The following is a 17,834-nucleotide window of genomic DNA, read 5'->3' as shown; positions in this document are numbered from 1 at the left end:
CTGCTAAGTTAGTTTAGGCATATTTTATCACAATCCTTGCATTATTAGAGAATACAAGAGGGTAACTATTTAACTCCAGTAGTTTTTCATAATATCGTGAGACCATTTAGGCTGGATTATCGACTCTTTAGGTAGAAACTCTTTCATAACGGGCTTTATATCCAAAATCGGTGTTTCGTTAATGCAATCCAGCCCAGATACAAATAATTCTCTTCCTTCTCTTTTAATTACCCTTACAGTTGTAAGACCTAACTGATTAGGTCTATTTTTCCCACGCTGAGCAAAGATGCCAACTTTCGGAAGATTTATGTCATTTCTAGGGTGCCTTGCGCCTTTAATAATTTTATTTTTATCAACCATATGAAAGTGAAAAATAATCTCTAAGTGAGAAAATGATTCAATTTCGTATAATGCTTCTTCTGGAAGAGTTTGATCTAATATAATCTTACTAATTACGCCACCCCAATAATCATCTTCCATTTCGTATCTTTCATTGTAAGCAAGCCCAATTGGATTTAACGTTATCATATTCAATTTCCCCCTTTATAAAAACTCTTTTTCTGTATTAATGTTAGTTTAATATACATTTACGGATAATTAAAATACAAATATTCAATCAAAAGGTATAATAAAAAGTTATATTGGAAGAAGATTAGGGCATTGGGTAAGAGCCATAATTGCTGCTCATGCCTTTTCTCCAAGTAGTCTACATGGTGACGAAACAAATAAATGACAGCTTAGACCTTTTAACTCTAGTTATTTGGCTAATTTTTCATTATAATGAATATTATAAAACTAATCTCATTACGATTATTATGGAACTAAAGCTATATTAATGCTCAATCAATCTTATGTTAATAGATACATTCATTTAATGAGAAGTTAGTTGGTGTAGCGTTACTATATAAAGAAGCAATTCACTCTTTATCAGAGTCATCTCATTCTTGCAATCCACCTTCTTTGTTTTCTCTTCTCAGGGCAAGTTACACTTCAATTCAAACTGGAGGAAAAAATGAATCATTACCAATCTACAGATCCTGATCACTCATTATTTGATACCCTGATTTCCCCCTTTTATGAGGACATTAAAAAGTACTGTATTAGTTTGGCCACTTCCTCCTGGGAGGCAGAGGATCTCCTGCAGGATACGTTAATGAAAAGTTACATAGCATTGAAAAAAAATCCTAAGAGACCTCTATCCAAGCGATTCTTCTATCAAATTGCCAAACATACACTGATCGATCAGAGGCGTAAGAAAATTCTTCCTACAGAATCCTTATCCGAACACCATGTTGACCTCGCTGACTTAGAAGATAAATCACATCCAATAAACGTTAGGGAAACCTTGGAAATTCTAGCTGAATATTTATCAATCAAGCAATTTGTAATCATTCTATTAGTCGATGTATTTCAATTTACCGCTAAAGAAACCGCTGGGATGATAAAAGACTCGGAATCCAATGTACACACAACCCTACACCGTTCCAGGAAAAAACTAAATCGCTATGCACATTTATCACCAGATGAAACTTCCAAATTCTATAAACTCAACCAGTCGAGTAAACAAAGCATGACTAGTAATCTATTCGAAAGCTTTATGAAAGGGTTTCAATCAAAGAGCGTAAATCTAATATACGAGGCCTACCTAGCATCCTTGGAACAAGGAATTCAGATAGAAAAAATAAACAGAGACAAAACATCGATCTGTTTTCGTTTTACAGATCCGGATGGAAATGTTTTTATGGTCTGTCAGCTTTCGGGTTAATTTTTTCTATCTATGATGTAAGGTTTTTAATGACCTATCCGTTTATTAAATGAAATCAAATAAAGGAGGAATTCACGTGATAAGGATTGGAGCAGTATTTGTACCCGTTTTAAATGTTGAAAAGGCTATTCACTGGTATAAAGAGAAGCTTGGCCTTCACCATGTAGGCACTTGGCCTGAAAATCAAGGGGCGGATTTTTACTTTTCGGAGCAGAGGCAATATTTAACCTTAGTGAGAGTTCTGGAAAAGCAACCAACCACGTTTCCTGATAGCACTAATTATCAGAACGCCTATTATAACTTTACAACTACGGACATTTATTCCTACCACCAAGCGCTACAGCAAAAAGGAGTAACCGTTACGGATGTAGAGGAGCATGGACCAATTATTGGTTTTGACTTTTTCGATTTAGAAGGCAATAAATTTGGCGTAGTGGTAGAAAACAAAGACTTTAAGAAGGAGTGAAGCATTTTGAAACAGGAGGCAAGCTCACCAACTGTTGTCGGGATAAACTGCATTTATGTTCCTGCGTCTAATATTAAACGATCCGCAGATTGGTATGTTAACAACCTTCATTTAACCTTGTTAAATGAAGTAGATGAGTCATCCAAACAAGCGCAACTCCAAATCAACCGAGAGCAGCAATTATTTTTAATCAAAACAAAAGAGAAGCTGAATTTAAATTATCAGGAAGTCGATGGCAATAGACAGTGTTTCCTCACATTGGAAGTTACGAATATCGAGGAGCTCCACAAACAATTGACAGAACGCGGAGTGGTGGTGGAAGAACTACAGGATCAAGGGGATTGTGGGATTAATTTTTATTTAGAAGATCCCGATGGTAATCTTATTGATATTTGGGGAGGGTGGCCGAAGCTTAGTCTGGAGAGGGACCTTGTCTTGGAAAAGAACAGATAAAGGGGAGATTTTGAAAATGGAACCGAAAGTTATAGAGAAAGACACGTTTCGAGTGGCAGGATATCAATTTGAAGCAAATTTACAACAGGTTAAGGAACAGGATTTGGTCGGCAAAACATTGTCAAAGCTGAAGGAAAATGCAGACCTATTCCAGCACAAGCTAGGGAATCACTTTTATTTAATACAAGTTTATCCAATGAAGGACCAATTCGATGTGAATGAGGATACGTTTACCAATATTATTGGCTACGAAGTGGCTGATGAAGATGTTCCAGATGGCGCTATCCTCCATACTATAGCTAAGAACACCTATGTAGCCTACACACACAAAGGACCAGAAAGTGACCTGCAACAATCGTATGATTATTTATATGGTAGATGGTTAAAGGCAAATAATTATATGCCTGTTGGGTATGATCTCGAGCTATGGGACGAACGATATAAGCGGGAGCAGCCGGATAATGAGATTGATATGTTTATTGCGGTAGAGAAATATTGATGTTTAGTAGGCTGGCTGCCAACGAAGGTATCAGAAATCAAAACCATTGCAATGACTGAATATTGGTAGGCTAACCATATATTCTAGCGTTTTCCCTCTTGGTTATTCAATACCAAGGGGGGACTTTTATTCCAGAAGACCGTGAGTGTTATACAAGCAGTTCGCAAAAATATCTTTATTATGGCCCTACAACTATTAACACAATATCATCTGCTATCGTGCGCATAACAGCAAGGTGCCCGCCAAACGGTTTTTCAAACGGGGGTTGTATCCAATGAATATTCTCGTTGCTTTTATGGGTATGATAGAAGTCTTTCACATCATCAACTAACACTTCAATGTCAGGTTCCTTCAAATTTTCACTATCATGTAAAACAAACTCTGTTTCCCCATTAGCGAATTGTAACCCCACCATATTAGAACCATCTGTTTGATTAGAGCGGAACATTTCCGTTGCTCCAAATGTACTTTTGTAAAAATCAACTGACTGATCCAAGTTGGGGGTAAAAAGAGATACGGCTTGTATTAATTTTATATTTCCTTTTTTTGTAGTCATCAACATTCCCCTTTTTTCATTTTATAATTGCCAGCAATTGAGTTCACCTATTGCATCATGCAAGATCCAACCTGTTTTATCAAAATAATGGTTCATTGATGAATGCTTCGGGCATTTAACACGAACCGGGCCTGTATTTATATTAGAAAGCATCTGCTTTAGTAAACCTTGCTTTCTATGATTTTTACATATAGCAAATTGATAAAGTGATATACTACCGTCTGTTTTTTTCTTGTAAAATCTAAGAGCGCCGACTATACCATACTCTTTTTTGGCAATTAACATTTGTTTTCTTCTAATAGCAGCTTTAACCCCATCCGGACAAACAAATTCCCGGTTATAAATATGATCATGAGAGATTTCTATGTTCTCTTCAAAGAATGTTAGCACCTCACTAGTATCTGAAGGTATTGCTAGTCTGATGTTTATTGTGTTATCTTTTGAGATTTGCATGATTACCACCCCCCAACAAGAACGTTTGTTCCTGTCATATCATAACAATCTTCCCACAGGAAGGTTTTTCCACTATAATACTCCGTTAGGAAAATCTTTAACGCTACTTTTTGATTCATATATCAAATATTTATTCAAAAAATAAAGATCCTCTCAATTTGATTATTTCATCCTTGTAACCGTATTGAAGAATATTTCCCAAACTTGCCTTTGAAAACCGACTATAGTTTTCTAGATCATTTTACATGGGTTATTTGTGGACAAACAGTTACTATTTTAAGCTATAGAAAGGTTTCAGCAAAATCCTCTTCTGAAATTACACTTATTCCATTTCTCTTTAATAAAGCGGAGGTGACACCCATCCCCTTAACTTTTTTCACCAATGAAATCACCATTATAAATCATGGAACTAACACAAGATGGATTGTTCTCCTTCAGGATAACAATGCAGAAGGTAAAGGGGAATATAAGAAAGCGATTGACTACTTTAATGAAAGTGTTTCCTACCTTAAATTAAACATATCATTAGATTCCTTCTATAAGTTTGGTCAAATACACATGACACTTGGCATCTGCTATATGCAGTTAGAAAACTATGCCCTTTCGATGAAATCCTTCGAACAGGCAAAAGAACTCTTCTCCTTAAAAGAGGATGAAGTCAACCAAGCAGGAGTCTACAATAACTTAGGAATCCTTTACCGAAAAGAAGGCGACTTTGATACAGCCATTCAATTCTTTAAGGAATCCATTTTCATGTACAATAACCTGAACAACTCTAATCAACGAAACAATGTAGAGATTGAACTTGCCAAGACTTACTTTGAAAAAGGCGGACTGGAAGAAGCTAGGCGAGTATGTTTAGATGTTCTAGAATTAGCAAGCATAAACAAATATAAGTATGAGGCTTATATTTGTTTAGGTGACATTGAGACAGAGAATAGTAACTTTTCGTTAGCGATTGAGTATTATAAAAATGCGCTGGCAGAGCTGGGGCCTAATCAGGAGAATGTTTATAAGAAGTTATTGGAAAAGCAGGCTAAGGTTTATCATAAGTTGGGTGATTATGAGAGGGCTTCTTCTTTGTTGTTGGATGCTGTGTCTTGATTTGGGGACGCGACTTGGGGTCGCGTCTTTTTTTGTTTTTATACTCGCTGAACATTAACAACATATCAAGCGGCTGCAAAAATCCTCATTAACACATCTCCCTTTCGACAAATTTCACCTTAAATCGGGGAGTGACAGGCACCTTTAAACAATGTATAATTTTATACATTATTAATCTGTCTTTTTGGGGGAATTGTTTTGGATCCTATAGTTGATTTGGTTCAGTCACAGGTGATTGCTTCTGTGAAGCGTGGGGAGCATTTAGAATCTGCAGCAAAGTCGCATTCTAATATTGTGTTTTTGTTAACTGGTGATTTAGTGACAACACAGCAGTATGTAGATGAATTAAAGAAACATAATAAAACAACGTTTATTCATGTTGATTTTATTGATGGATTATCCAATACGAAAAGTGCCATTAAATACATAGCCGAGGTCTGGAAACCAAAGGGTATTATTACAACAAAAAGTAATCTAATTAAATTTGCCAAAGAAGAAGGACTTATGACAATTCAACGTATTTTCTTGATTGATAGAAATGCAATGAAAAAAGGGATTGAAATAGCCCATTCTTGTAAGCCAGATGCAATCGAAGTGCTTCCAGGAATAATGCCTTCTATTATAGATAGTTTAACAAAACTAACCCACCTGCCAATTATCGCAGGAGGGCTAGTAAGTTCGGAAAGTCAAATTGATGATGGATTAAAAGCTGGAGCTTTAGCTATTTCTTCTGGGAATCCAAAGCTTTGGAATCTTGATCTCTAGTTATTGCTGGTAATTCAGTAATACTATTTAACACATATTGCGGTTTATCATCGGCATGCTCCAGCATGCCTTTTTCTGTAATACCTGTCAGAACAAGTACTGAATTTATTCCATAATCATTTCCCATTCGGATATCGGTTTCTAGCCGATCACCAACCATATAGCAGTTACTTGGAGGCAAAGCCAAGATATCCTCTACTATAAATTTTGCGGCTAGTGGGGAGGGCTTTCCGAGGATTAGCTCCACTTTTTCCCCGGTAGCTCCTTCCATCGCACCAATCATAGCACCACAGTCTGGTATTTGCCCACCCTCTACCGGACAGGTTCTATCTGGATTCGTTGCAACGACAATTGCGCCATTTTTCCAGGCCTGAAAAGCTCGATTCAACTTATCATAAGTGAATTCTCGGTCCCAACCTAATACTACATAGCTAACATCCGATTCATCTTCTGAGATATGGATACCCATACTCATCAGTTCATCATAGAGTGGTTGTTCACCAATCACCATTACTTTCTCACCTTCACTCAATTTGGATGCTAAGTATCGCGCAGTAAGAAAGTTAGAGTTCACCACATCTTCTCGCCTTACATGAATTCCAAGTCCGGTTAACTTTTTAACATAGGCATGAATGGTTTCAATAGATTTATTCGTTAAAAAGACTATCTTATCTCCACGTTCGCGAAGCTCCTGGATTGCTTCTCTTGCACCATCAATTAATTTATTATCTAAGTAAACCGTTCCATCTAAATCAAAGATAAACCCCTTTTGCACCCTAATCCTCCTTATGCAGACCTATGATTTATTTCCCCCAGATAGTTTATTCGCAAGGGCCTGTAAAACAAGGACCATAACAACTAAAATGACGGACATTGCAGCTGCAGAATAATATTCCGCACGCATTACATTTTGGAAAATAGCTAAACTCATTGGAGCCCACTCCGCAGGGGCCATTAAGATAGAAATACTTGTTTCTTTAATTACTGTTACAAAGACTAGAATGGAACCCGCAGCAATCCCTGGTAACATTAACGGACCAATAACTGTAATCGCAGCCGTTAGCGTAGTTGCTCCCAGATTGACCGCAGCTTCCTCAATATCTTGTTTAATTGCCTTCATCGTACCCACTGTAGAACGAACCATGTACGGTAGCCTACGAATACTATAGGCAATCACTAAAATAAAAGCAGTACCTGTTAATTGTAGAGGGGCTGTATTAAACGTTTGGATTAACGCAATACCAAAAGCAATCCCTGGTACAATTAGTGGAACAGTAGTCATAAAGTCTAACGTTGTAGAACGTTGACGTACTACAAAATACGAAACGAATGTAGCAATAATCACACTAAGAATCAAAGCACCGGCTGCTAAGATTAAGCTGTTTTGAATGTTTCCTATTGATGATGTAAAAATAGTTCGATAGTGTTCTAGCGTATAACCACTAGGTAGAGGATCTTTCCCCCATGTTGTTGCGATAGATTGTAAGAATACCGTTCCCATCGCAAGGATTGGAATTAATACGACAAAGCCCGAGAAAATAGCAAGTGGAACCGTCAGTGCCTTATTTTCACTTAGCTTAATTTTCTTCGGTTTACCCGATAACGTGTCATAGTTTTTCCCTTTTAATAGGTAGTTTTGTAGCCAATAAACAACCCCGGCAACTGCTATCATGATAACTGTTAGAATCGCAGCACCACCCCAGTTAAAGAATCCAGCAATTTCACGATATGCGTCAACCACGATTAAATTCAAATCACTTGGTGCCAGAATTATTGGTGTACCAAAGTCTGAAAAACTTACTGCAAAAATAACTAATGCAGTTGATAACATTCCTGGTAGCGCTAATGGGAAAGTAACGGTTATAAACGTTAACCAGCCCTTTGAACCCATATTTCTTGATGCTTCCTCTAGTGATACATCACTGATTTTGAATGCAGCAACCATTGGCCATAAAGCATATGGGAAGAAGAAGAAAATCTGTACAATAGCGATTCCAGTCATGGAATAGGGATCCAGTAACATTCCTTCTCCACCTAATTTTTCGTAAATATACGTTACCCATCCAGCACGTCCAAACATAATAATGAATGCATACGCAGAAATAAACGTTGGGATAACTAGAGGGATTGTACATAAAGCACTAATTGTCTTTTTAAATGGCATCTTCGTACGTGCAATTCCATAAGCAATCGGAATACAAATTACCAGCACCCATAATGAAACAATTAATGATAGCTTTAAACTATTAATCAATCCTTGAAAATAACTACCATATGAAAATATTGATTTAAAATTATCTAATGTAGCATTCTTAAACTGATCAATGGAGATTTGCATTTGTTCCCAGCTAACCAGGGATCCGAATACATTAATAGGCTCATTCGTAAAACTAACAAGAAATACCGAAACCAATGGGATAATTAGAAATAATAGAAAGAATCCATAGATGAGTAACTTAACTAACCCAATTCCGGTAAAGTTTTGTTTGAGTCTGTTCATATGATTAACACCCTTTCAGGTGATACGCCCAATTTAATAGTGGAGCCATTTTTCTTAATACTGGCACCCGATTCATAGGTGGTGTCCACTACTATCTGGTGTTCGCCAACTTTCACATCATATCGAACCGTTGACCCAAGATAGGTAGCAAATTGAATTACCCCTTCAAAGGAATTACTAGTGTCCTCAGAATCTTCACTTAACACATTAATATTTTCCGGACGGATTATAACTTGAATATTTTCCTTACTTGTTTTCGTAACGGATTGAATCTGTTGGTTACCTACTTGAACCGTAGTTAGACCATTTTCACTCGCAACAACCTTACCTGGAAGGATATTGGATGTACCGACGAAGTCTGCAATAAATGAGGTCTTCGGATTACTATATAAATCAGTCGGTGTGCCGATTTGCAGAATTTCTCCGTCCTTCATTACTGCAATTCTATCCGCCATACTCATGGCTTCTTCCTGGTCATGCGTTACAAAAATTGTCGTAATCTTCATATCCTGTTGAATGCGTCGAATTGTATTACGCATCGTATGACGGAGCTTCAAGTCCAGATTGGATAAAGGTTCATCCATTAGTAATACTTCGGGCTCCATAACAAGTGCTCTTGCTAAAGCAACACGCTGTTGCTGTCCACCGGAAAGCTCACTTGTAAGTTTTTTCGCATGATCTGTCAATTCCACGTACTCCAGAATATCCATAACCTTTTTCTCAATTTCTTTCGGATATTTCACAATCTTACTGTTAAGCATTCTTGTATAAACCCCGATTTTCTTAAACAAGTTCGCCTTACGTAATTCCTTTATATTTAGACTGTATGCGACATTATCAAAGACATTCATATGAGGAAATAGAGCATAGCTTTGAAATACCATTCCGCAATTTCGATCATTTGGTGCTAATTTCGCAACATCTTTATTACCAATTTTAATTGTTCCACTTGTCGGACTTTCAAAACCAGCTATACATCGCATAGTTGTTGTTTTACCACAACCAGATGGACCAAGGAGGGCAAAGAATTCGCCCTCTTTAATGTCCAAATCAATGTTTTGAAGTACAGTTACCCCTGAGAAATCCTTCCTTAGTTGCTCGACTACAACTGACCCCATACTTATCAACTTCCTTTAGTTAATTTTATTCTTCCACTCGTTACGAATACGATCATAGTTTTCATTTACCCAATCAATATCTAAGTCCACTGCATTTTCTTTTAATGAATCAATGTTTAATGGTGTTTGAGACTCTACTTCAGGATTGATTGGAATGTGTTGCCAGTTTGCTAGAATTTGTTGTGCTTCTTCACTTAACATAAAGTCCATAAACTTCTTACCACCCTCAGGGTTTGGACCACCCTCTACAAGTGATGCAGGATTTACTAGAATAGGAGTTTTATCAGGTACAATAAAGTCTACTGTTTCTCCCTTTGTTTGATGCTCGTAAGCCATGAAGTCAAAGCCAATCGCAACATGTGCTTCACCCATTGCTACCCCTTTTGTTGGAGCAGAACCTGAATCTGGAATAGAATTCGCTTGATCAGCTAGTGCTTGGAAATACTCCCAACCTTCTTCTTCCCCATGTTGCATCATATAGCTTAGTACCATCAGTGTAGCTGTACCAGATGCAGCCGGGTTAGGGAACTGAATTTTACCTTCCCATTTTGGATCTAGTAAATCTTCCCATGTTTTAGGAGCTTCTTCTTCTGAAACAAGCTCTGTGTTATAAGAGAAACCAAGTACAAATAACTCTGTTCCAACATAATATCCATCTTGATGTTTCATTTTAATTCCATTTTCTACAACTTCCCAATCTTCCGCGCTCTCAGGTATGTATGAAGTAATAATTCCTTTGTCAACCGCAGATTCAAACGGAAGGATACCGCCACCACCGTACCACACGTCAGCTTTTGGACTTCCTTTTTCAGCCATCATTTGGTTAACTAATACGTTTGTACCCGCATACTGAACATTAACCGTTTGTCCATATAATTCTTCATATTTTGCTGCAAGTTCCTTAGTCAAATCAGGCGTTTCAGGTGAATATAGTGTAATCGGATCACCTGATTCACTACCTCCTCCATCTCCGGATGATTCACCTGCACAAGCAGCTAGAAATCCTACTAAAAATACTAACGATAACAACGTTAATGAAATCTTCTTCATGAGTTTTCCCCCTTTGTATGGTCCGACTATCCCTCTGTAAAGAAGAAAAGAGAATGAAAAATAAGCCCTACTAAAAGGGGGTTCTTTTCATCCTCTTCTCTTCTATTCTCCGAGAGATATTCGATTGAGTATAATCATAGCAAACGTTTACATTTTTGTAAATAGAAAATTTACAAAAAATTAACTTGACGGAAAAACAGCCAATTTTTACTACTCTAGTAAACAATTATTCGTAAAAATACAGTACATAATCATACATATGACCTATAGACTAAATGCGATAATGATAGCATACTAAATGATAACTTCATATTCTGGTAGGAGCCTAAGAGAAGATGCCATACTTATCTCCCTATTTTCATAGGGGATATTTTGGTGTCTTCTCTTTTTCCTTTGGAATAAAAAAGGAGGGATTAATTTTAGTATGAACCGACCTCTTTAGAATTTACTTCCATAGAAACCATTTTAAGGAGGAATTTTAATGAAGAAGAAGATCCTTTGGCTTGTACCACTTCTAGCTATAACTATTTTTGGTTTGGGGTTAACCCAATACCAAGCAACCATGGCAAGTGAAGACATTTTAGTAGATGAGAATTTTGAACAAGGCGTATTACCAGATGGATGGGAAGTCATTGAGGGAAATGCTAGTGTTCAGAACGGAGCACTTGAGTTAACATCAACTAGTATTTCAGACCCTTCAAGAGTTATATTCCCAACTCCAGATGGATTAGGGGATTATGTATTTGAAGCTGATGTAACGTTTAAATCTGCTGTTAATAGTGCACGATGGGCATCCTTAATGTACCGCATTCAAGGTGAGGACTATCCATATTACCAATTTGCAGTACGAAAAGGAACATCTGCCTTAAATGGTATAGAATTTGCACTTCGTACAGAGAGTAATACATGGAGCGTACCAATGAAAACATTCTATCCGGAGGACTTTGGATATAATGAAACGTACCGTTTAAAGGTTATTGCCAAGGGAGAACGTGTACAGCAATTTGTCAATGGACAACTTGTAATTGATACCGACCTTGCTAATACGTATTTAGATGGCGATTTAGGTTTCCAAGTTTCTGGTGCAACGGTTGAATTTGATAATGTACGTGTGACAACCAGGACAAATGACTTGCCACCATTAGCAGATTCCAATGCATTTTTACCTACAGAACCTGAGACCAATATGATTAATGCACCGACTATCATCTCAAGTTCCGTACCAGATAATTTTGAAGAACAACAAGGTGTCTCTTCTGTCTTGCTACAGGTTGAAATAAATGAAAGCGGTAACATCGTTGTTGGTGACTCTTCCATAAATGATGTACTGTCAGCATCTAGAGGAAAAGCTATTCCCATTATTCAAGTGGATCAAGAAGAAGCAGTTGCTGGAGTTATTAACGCTCTAGAAATCGCATCTCTTAAGGATGTTCACATCCTATCATCTAATCTTGATATACTAACTCAAATTAAAGATGCTTATCCAGCAGCACGTGGAGCCATTCTTTATGACAAAAACCATTTAAATAAACATGATATAAAGCAATTAGTAAAAGACGCTAATATGAACAACTCCTTTACTATTGTACTACCAGAAAAACACGTGTCGGTCGATACGGTACATTACTTCCATGCACGCGCAATATCCGTTTGGGGAATTGGCGAGAATACGCACTCCCTCATACATGCTGGGGTAGATGGGATTGTAACTGAAAATCCAACGGAAGCAGTAGCTGCATTTGGAAAATATCCTGAAAACACCATTGTCCAAAGACCACTAGTTGTGGCACACCGCGGGGTGCCATCTCTTGCACCGGAAAATACCATGGCTGGTTATCATTTAGCTTATGAATTAGGTGCTGATTTAATTGAGACCGATGTTCAACGTACAAAGGATGGGCATATAGTAGTAATGCATGATTATACAGTCGATCGCACCACAAATGGTACTGGTGCTGTCGCTGATTTAACATTAGAAGAAATTCGCGCACTGGATGCTGGTATAAAATTTGGAGAAGAATTCGCCGGTGAAAAGGTACCAACATTCCGTGAGTTTTTAGAAGGCTTTAAAGGTCAGGATGTTGTCTTGCTGGTAGAGTTAAAAGCAATTGGTATTGAAGAGCAAGTATTAGAAGAAATCATGGAAGTAGGAGTCGAGGACCAAGTCGTCCTACAAAGCTTTAACATGGAAAGTGTGAAAAAATACCGTGAAATCTCACCAGAGATAAGTGTTGGCTATCTATATTCCGCTTCTGTTCCTGGTTCATCAGAACAACGAATCAAAGATGCTGAACAGATGCTAAACTATGCTACTACAATCGGAGCACGTCTAAACTCTAGTTATGGTAGTCTTTCGGAAGAATCCATTACTTATATGAGACAACGCGGCTTACTAAATATGCACTGGACATTCCGTAGCCAAGAACCATTTGAGAATTTATTGAAACAAGGGCTAATTGGACCAATTACAGATTATACACAATGGTTAACGGACGCACCAACCCTAATTGAAACACCAATTAAAAAACGTAATCTAAAGGTCGGAAAATCGGCAGCCATTCAGGCGAAAACTTTCGTTAACTACCGGGTTGATCAAACTGAAAATATTGAAACCACATTATTTGTTTCTGAATCCGAGGACCAAGTCGAAGTAATCGGAAACACAATAACTGCAATTGCACCAGGTAAAGCTGAAGTATTCGCTGTTCATAACTTTAGTATGCTAAATGAGCAATGGAACTTAGTTTCTGAACCTATTGAGGTTAAGATAACGGAATAAGGAAACATAGAGAGGCTGGGACAAAACCCCAGTATAAAAAAACAGGTACTATCCCAAAAAATGGATAGTACCTGTTTTTTTGCACACAAAAAGGACACCATTTGATAAAATTAAAGTAACCACACCATAACTTTATCGGAGGTATCCTTATGTTTAAATATTATAACATGAATCAAGTAGTTTTGCCGCTAGATTTGGAAATCAAATTAAAAGAAAATGATATTGCGTTTGCGATCCATGATCTTGTCGAATCCATACCTGATGAAGCTTTCGATGAATTCCTACGTCAAACAGGGCGTCCTGCCTATCATCCTCGTATGATGTTGAAGATTATTTTGTGTGGCTATACCCAATCTGCATTTTCTGGTCGTAAAATAGAAGCATTACTAGGAGACAGTATTCGTATGATGTGGTTGGCTCAAGGTGATGAACCAAGCTATCGCACCATCAATCGTTTTCGTTCCAATCCACTCATTGAAAATCTCTTGCGCGAATGCTTTGTGCAATTTCGGAACCAGCTCGTAGAAAAAGAATTGATTGAGGAAGAAGCAATTTTTATTGATGGAACGAAGATTGAGGCAAACGCAAATAAGTTTACCTTTGTCTGGCGCAAATCCGTTGAAAAATATAGTAACAAGTTAATAGAAAAGTCCAATCAACTTTATAATGAATTATTGGAAAAGGAAATTATCCCAGCTATGGAACTCGAGAATGAGGAAGAGCTCTCCGTTGAGGAAATGAAAGAGATAGTGGAAAAGTTAGACGAAAAGATAGGAGAATACGATGAAAAAATCGAAACTTGTGAGGTTGGGAGTGAACGTAAAAAAATCCGTTCAGAGCGCAAACTACCCAAACAGGCCCGTAAGCAGTTAATAGATTTTATCACACGTAAACAAAAATACCAAAGCGACATGGAGCTATTTGGGGAACGGAATAGTTATTCGAAAACCGATCCAGATGCGACATTTATGCGAATGAAAGATGATTATATGAAGAACGGGCAACGGAAAGCTGGTTACAATGTACAATTAGCTACAGAGGGTCAGTATGCACTCGCTTACGATGTCTTTCCAAATCCAACCGATACACGAACCTTGATTCCATTTCTTAATACAATAGAAGAATCCTTTTTTAAACTGCCAGATTACATTGTGGCGGATGCAGGATATGGCAGTGAACAGAATTATGAAGATATCATCCAAAAACGAAATCGAACTCCACTCATTACATACAATCAATATCGAAAAGAGAAGAAAAAGAAGCACAAAAACAACGCCTTTCATGTGGACAATTGGGAGTACAACGAGGAAGAGGACTTCTATCAATGTCCGAATGGCCGCAACGTATCGTTTCGTTATTATTCCAAACGAAAAGACAGATATGGGTTTACAAGAGAAGTTAAAGTGTATGAATGCGAAGACTGTTTAGGTTGCCCACTCCGTCATCTGTGCACCAAAGCGAAAGAAGGGAACAATCGAAAGATCTACATCAATGAAAAGTGGGAATCACAAAAAGAATATGTACGTACAAAGCTTTCAGACGAGAAGACTGGTGAGATTTATGGGAAACGTAAAATCGATGTGGAACCAGTGTTCGGTTTTCTGAAGGCTAATTTGGGTTTCACCCGTTTTTCCGTAAGGGGAAAAGAGAAAGTGAAAAATGAATTAGGATTTGCGTTCATGGCGGTAAACCTAAGAAAATATACCGCTATGAACATAGTTCAAACACATGAATACAGAAATAATCCAAAGAAAAATGGTTCCAATCATCTATTTTTAGTGATTGGAACCATTTTTCACTTTTTTTGGCTGGTTATGTCCCAGCCTCATTTTCTCTTAAATTGCTCTTATCTGTAACTGTCCTATGACATATGGTTATAACAAATCCGCCTAGTTGACATATTCTTCAGGATTTGGAGGGGGGGTTCAGGATTTGAGCGCAATCTTTCAGGATTTCATAAAATCAGCCAGGTAATGCCCCTTTTGAAATGGTACCCTAACCCTAGAACACCGCCCTCCCAAGCTTCATCCGCTTACTTTTTCTTTTTTAACTCTCGCAAATACCCCATTGAAGCAGCAAAAGCAGCTGCTCTTTCTGGGATACCCTTTCTTATAAGCGTTTCTGCAGTTTGTTCAATTTTGTTTCCAGCACCTTTAAACTCCATGTTAGTATCCTCCCTTCAACCCATATTATTTGCCTGGTACATAAATATATTTATAACTTACTGGAGGATACAGACTTCCGGTGGGATGTTTTATATTCCAATGAGGAAAGGAGTGGCAAAGGGAAAAGCACGAGAACCACCCTACCCTTTACCCTAGCTCCTTCCACAACCTCTCCAACAATTTTATGTTTTTGCCATAAGTCGGGATGCTTTATTCAATACTCGTTTTATTACCCTTTGTTAACCTATCATAGTCCTCACTCGACAATTCAATCAGATACGATGATAATGTTTTAACTTTGTTATTGTTCTCTTTGTCAAATTTATATACATCGCAAAAAGCATACGTGGTTCCTTCACTATGCTCACTTGGCAATTTCATCGTACCCTCGACGAGCGCATTATTCCCCTGTACGATGATTTTTTCAACCGTATGTTCTTTTGCTACAACACCACGCATTGGCTCAAGGTTATTTCTGGCAGCTTCTTTTCCTTCCATTACGGAGTCTCCAATAAAGTTCCATTCAATATCCTCAGCAATGTTATCGACGATATAATCTATATCACCTGTCACGAATGCCTCATTTAACCTTTGTACTTTCGCAATATTTACAGAATCGTGCTTCAAATCGAAGCCAAAATAGACGGTTATTTCGTTAATTTTCCCATTCTCAAATAAAAAATGTTCCATATTTTGAAAAGTAGCACCAGACTTTAATACGCATTCGTATCGAATGACCGCTTCATCTCCGTCTGTAAAAAGATTTTGGATGTGATATTCTTCTATGTCTTTACAACTTGGCCAACACTTTTCAAAATATGCCTCCCGGTTAATTTTGTCATCGACCGGACTATTAAACGTGAAGTCATGGCTTAACAATTCCTCTAAAATTCCCCTTTCCTTTGTTTCATACGCATTAAAATAATCTTGCACAAGATTCTTTAGATTTGTTTTTCCCATTCTTTTATCCCTCCACTTTTTACAAGCAGGCTTCCTGCTGTAGTTGGAAACAGCAAGTTTATCCTATTCTAGCACGTTAAGCAGTGCGTAAATTCTTCTAGGTTGCTTTTTTTGGAATTGAGGGGAAATTCATTATGAGAAGTGGTAAGAAATTTAACTTGATAAATCATCGAGGCGTAATCTACGGTGAAAAGTTCTTATGATGTAAGAGTGTTTCCATAAATACAAATGCAAAGGGTGAAGCATGGCTCCACGCTTCACCCTTGCTCTCTCAACAACTGTTCCACTAATAGCTGTGATCTCAACCCTTCTTCTCCATCTACGAATGGTTGGCTGTCGTTTATGATACAATCTACAAAATGCTTGACCGCGTCAACAAATCCTTTTTGTTTTAAAATTGTCTCCCAGGATGGGGAGGTTTGTATCGTTACTTTCCCGTCTTGCTCTGTTTCCATTACATTCATATTCTTCACTCGAATGAGCGCACCGGCCGTTAACACCTTCAATTCTTCTAAGTTGGTTCCCGCATGTCGATGCATGGAAAGTGTAAATGGATTACCATGCTCCCCTTCCCACACATGCTGGGCAAACGTAATCTGCTTATCAGCGTTGATATCCATCTTATGGTATGCCAACTTACTTTCTCCAGCCTGAAGCCATCTCATCAAGTCAATGAGATGAATGTAATCATCTAGCATGGTAAAACGGTAATCGTGTGGACCAATGTCAAGTGCACGATGTTTCTCCAAGGAAAATGCAGTAGGATCCTGTGCTTGCTCTTTTGCAGCGACATACATCGGTGCAAAGCGGCGGTTAAACCCAACCATTAGCTTTCGATTATGCTTCGCACTCAACGCTACTAGCCTCTCCCCTTGTGCCACTGTCGCAGCGAGTGGCTTATCCACATAAACGTCCTTTCCATTTCGTAGAAGCTCGGATACGACTTCAAAATGGGATTCTGTTGAGCTGTGGACAAACACTGCATCACTTTCCTCTATTAATGCCGATAAGCTAGGAAAGTCTTGGATTCGATATTGCCTGCAAACCCGCTGTCTTTTCTCTGCATTCGGTGAAAAAGCGCCAACAAATTGCCACTTGGTTTCCTTTGTTAAAATAGGTAAATACGCCTTTTGTGCAATGGATCCTAGACCAACCATCCCGATTTTTGGCTGTCTGATAACAAACACTCCTCTTGTTATAA

At 38.0% G+C, this 17,834-nt stretch carries 18 protein-coding genes and 1 pseudogene; 8 read left to right on the top strand and 11 right to left on the bottom strand.

All coding sequences use genetic code 11. The features are described 5' to 3' along the window. Positions 1 to 69 precede the first annotated feature (69 nt). Complete coding sequence (locus tag MKY78_RS10675; RefSeq protein WP_186867977.1) at positions 70 to 528, bottom strand: SAM-dependent methyltransferase; 459 nt, start codon at positions 526 to 528, stop codon at positions 70 to 72. Between the two features lie 484 nt (positions 529 to 1,012). Between MKY78_RS10675 and MKY78_RS10670 the strand changes: the two genes are divergently transcribed. The 4 genes from MKY78_RS10670 (at position 1,013) to MKY78_RS10655 (ending at position 3,183) form a co-directional block, all read left to right on the top strand. Continuing rightward, entirely contained in the window at positions 1,013 to 1,765 is a 753-nt protein-coding gene (locus MKY78_RS10670) for an RNA polymerase sigma factor (protein ID WP_186867976.1), read from the top strand. A gap of 76 nt (positions 1,766 to 1,841) precedes the next feature. Then, positions 1,842 to 2,231, top strand: coding sequence for a VOC family protein (locus tag MKY78_RS10665; RefSeq protein ID WP_339212434.1), 390 nt, complete (start codon positions 1,842 to 1,844; stop codon positions 2,229 to 2,231). Positions 2,232 to 2,237: 6 nt separating this feature from the next. Continuing rightward, positions 2,238 to 2,684, top strand: a complete 447-nt coding sequence (locus MKY78_RS10660) for a VOC family protein (protein WP_339212432.1) — start codon at positions 2,238 to 2,240, stop codon at positions 2,682 to 2,684. A 16-nt stretch (positions 2,685 to 2,700) separates the two neighbouring features. Next, on the top strand, positions 2,701 to 3,183 hold the full coding sequence (locus tag MKY78_RS10655) for a GyrI-like domain-containing protein (protein ID WP_186867973.1): 483 nt from the start codon (positions 2,701 to 2,703) through the stop codon (positions 3,181 to 3,183). A gap of 178 nt (positions 3,184 to 3,361) precedes the next feature. On the opposite strand, the gene MKY78_RS10650 is transcribed toward MKY78_RS10655, so the two are convergent. From MKY78_RS10650 to MKY78_RS10640, 3 genes and pseudogenes are all read right to left on the bottom strand, one after another. Beyond that, on the bottom strand, positions 3,362 to 3,739 hold the full coding sequence (locus MKY78_RS10650; RefSeq protein ID WP_339212429.1) for a VOC family protein: 378 nt from the start codon (positions 3,737 to 3,739) through the stop codon (positions 3,362 to 3,364). A 21-nt stretch (positions 3,740 to 3,760) separates the two neighbouring features. Next, positions 3,761 to 4,192 (bottom strand): N-acetyltransferase, encoded by a 432-nt coding sequence (locus MKY78_RS10645; protein WP_339212426.1) that lies wholly within the window; start codon positions 4,190 to 4,192, stop codon positions 3,761 to 3,763. A gap of 281 nt (positions 4,193 to 4,473) precedes the next feature. Continuing rightward, positions 4,474 to 4,636 (bottom strand): annotated as a pseudogene (locus tag MKY78_RS10640) (DUF523 domain-containing protein); the annotation flags it as partial. Positions 4,637 to 4,750: 114 nt separating this feature from the next. Here MKY78_RS10640 and MKY78_RS10635 point away from each other — a divergent pair. Together MKY78_RS10635 and MKY78_RS10630 are read left to right on the top strand one after the other, a co-directional pair. Next, entirely contained in the window at positions 4,751 to 5,296 is a 546-nt protein-coding gene (locus MKY78_RS10635) for a tetratricopeptide repeat protein (protein WP_339212424.1), read from the top strand. Positions 5,297 to 5,494: 198 nt separating this feature from the next. Further along, entirely contained in the window at positions 5,495 to 6,061 is a 567-nt protein-coding gene (locus MKY78_RS10630; protein ID WP_339212422.1) for a glycerol-3-phosphate responsive antiterminator, read from the top strand. On the opposite strand, the gene MKY78_RS10625 is transcribed toward MKY78_RS10630, so the two are convergent. From MKY78_RS10625 to MKY78_RS10610, 4 genes are read right to left on the bottom strand one after another with little or no spacing between them, the layout of a single operon-like run. Beyond that, complete coding sequence (locus MKY78_RS10625) at positions 6,018 to 6,836, bottom strand: HAD-IIA family hydrolase (RefSeq protein ID WP_339212421.1); 819 nt, start codon at positions 6,834 to 6,836, stop codon at positions 6,018 to 6,020. The genes MKY78_RS10630 and MKY78_RS10625 overlap by 44 nt on opposite strands. Before the next feature lie 21 nt (positions 6,837 to 6,857). Further along, positions 6,858 to 8,561: an iron ABC transporter permease gene (locus tag MKY78_RS10620; protein WP_339212419.1), complete on the bottom strand. Its 1,704-nt coding sequence runs from the start codon at positions 8,559 to 8,561 to the stop codon at positions 6,858 to 6,860. Further along, a complete protein-coding gene (locus MKY78_RS10615) occupies positions 8,558 to 9,679 on the bottom strand; it encodes an ABC transporter ATP-binding protein (protein ID WP_339212416.1) in 1,122 nt (373 codons plus the stop codon). The genes MKY78_RS10620 and MKY78_RS10615 overlap by 4 nt, the downstream gene beginning before the upstream one ends. Before the next feature lie 15 nt (positions 9,680 to 9,694). Then, on the bottom strand, positions 9,695 to 10,729 hold the full coding sequence (locus MKY78_RS10610; protein ID WP_339212414.1) for an extracellular solute-binding protein: 1,035 nt from the start codon (positions 10,727 to 10,729) through the stop codon (positions 9,695 to 9,697). A gap of 481 nt (positions 10,730 to 11,210) precedes the next feature. Between MKY78_RS10610 and MKY78_RS10605 the strand changes: the two genes are divergently transcribed. Together MKY78_RS10605 and MKY78_RS10600 are read left to right on the top strand one after the other, a co-directional pair. Continuing rightward, the gene (locus MKY78_RS10605; protein WP_339212412.1) at positions 11,211 to 13,508 is read left to right on the top strand and encodes a glycerophosphodiester phosphodiesterase family protein; all 2,298 of its coding nucleotides are present in this window, start codon (positions 11,211 to 11,213) and stop codon (positions 13,506 to 13,508) included. Between the two features lie 149 nt (positions 13,509 to 13,657). Beyond that, complete coding sequence (locus tag MKY78_RS10600; RefSeq protein WP_339212409.1) at positions 13,658 to 15,364, top strand: IS1182 family transposase; 1,707 nt, start codon at positions 13,658 to 13,660, stop codon at positions 15,362 to 15,364. A gap of 176 nt (positions 15,365 to 15,540) precedes the next feature. Here the strand turns inward: MKY78_RS10600 and MKY78_RS10595 are convergent, their stop codons facing one another. The 3 genes from MKY78_RS10595 to MKY78_RS10585 all read right to left on the bottom strand — a co-directional run bounded on the left by MKY78_RS10595 (position 15,541) and on the right by MKY78_RS10585 (position 17,811). Then, positions 15,541 to 15,672, bottom strand: coding sequence for a hypothetical protein (locus MKY78_RS10595; protein WP_255488041.1), 132 nt, complete (start codon positions 15,670 to 15,672; stop codon positions 15,541 to 15,543). A 211-nt stretch (positions 15,673 to 15,883) separates the two neighbouring features. Beyond that, complete coding sequence (locus MKY78_RS10590; RefSeq protein WP_339212406.1) at positions 15,884 to 16,633, bottom strand: nuclear transport factor 2 family protein; 750 nt, start codon at positions 16,631 to 16,633, stop codon at positions 15,884 to 15,886. A gap of 257 nt (positions 16,634 to 16,890) precedes the next feature. Then, positions 16,891 to 17,811 (bottom strand): Gfo/Idh/MocA family oxidoreductase, encoded by a 921-nt coding sequence (locus MKY78_RS10585; RefSeq protein ID WP_339217881.1) that lies wholly within the window; start codon positions 17,809 to 17,811, stop codon positions 16,891 to 16,893. Between the last annotated feature and the right edge of the window lie 23 nt (positions 17,812 to 17,834).

Source organism: Ornithinibacillus sp. FSL M8-0202 (genome assembly GCF_037975285.1).
GTDB classification, from domain to species: Bacteria; Bacillota; Bacilli; order Bacillales; family Amphibacillaceae; genus Ornithinibacillus; species Ornithinibacillus massiliensis.
This window is presented reverse-complemented; position numbering and strand designations above follow the sequence as displayed.

Excerpts from the sequence above, each read along its gene's own strand:
- MKY78_RS10670 (WP_186867976.1), top strand. The coding sequence starts at position 1,013 with ATGAATCATTACCAATCTACAGATCCTGATCACTCATTATTTGATACC.
- MKY78_RS10595 (WP_255488041.1), bottom strand. The coding sequence starts at position 15,672 with ATGGAGTTTAAAGGTGCTGGAAACAAAATTGAACAAACTGCAGAAACG.
- MKY78_RS10610 (WP_339212414.1), bottom strand. The coding sequence starts at position 10,729 with ATGAAGAAGATTTCATTAACGTTGTTATCGTTAGTATTTTTAGTAGGA.
- MKY78_RS10675 (WP_186867977.1), bottom strand. The coding sequence starts at position 528 with ATGATAACGTTAAATCCAATTGGGCTTGCTTACAATGAAAGATACGAA.
- MKY78_RS10605 (WP_339212412.1), top strand. The coding sequence starts at position 11,211 with ATGAAGAAGAAGATCCTTTGGCTTGTACCACTTCTAGCTATAACTATT.
- MKY78_RS10635 (WP_339212424.1), top strand. The coding sequence starts at position 4,751 with ATGACACTTGGCATCTGCTATATGCAGTTAGAAAACTATGCCCTTTCG.
- MKY78_RS10655 (WP_186867973.1), top strand. The coding sequence starts at position 2,701 with ATGGAACCGAAAGTTATAGAGAAAGACACGTTTCGAGTGGCAGGATAT.
- MKY78_RS10645 (WP_339212426.1), bottom strand. The coding sequence starts at position 4,192 with ATGCAAATCTCAAAAGATAACACAATAAACATCAGACTAGCAATACCT.
- MKY78_RS10600 (WP_339212409.1), top strand. The coding sequence starts at position 13,658 with ATGTTTAAATATTATAACATGAATCAAGTAGTTTTGCCGCTAGATTTG.
- MKY78_RS10650 (WP_339212429.1), bottom strand. The coding sequence starts at position 3,739 with ATGACTACAAAAAAAGGAAATATAAAATTAATACAAGCCGTATCTCTT.
- MKY78_RS10620 (WP_339212419.1), bottom strand. The coding sequence starts at position 8,561 with ATGAACAGACTCAAACAAAACTTTACCGGAATTGGGTTAGTTAAGTTA.
- MKY78_RS10615 (WP_339212416.1), bottom strand. The coding sequence starts at position 9,679 with ATGGGGTCAGTTGTAGTCGAGCAACTAAGGAAGGATTTCTCAGGGGTA.
- MKY78_RS10590 (WP_339212406.1), bottom strand. The coding sequence starts at position 16,633 with ATGGGAAAAACAAATCTAAAGAATCTTGTGCAAGATTATTTTAATGCG.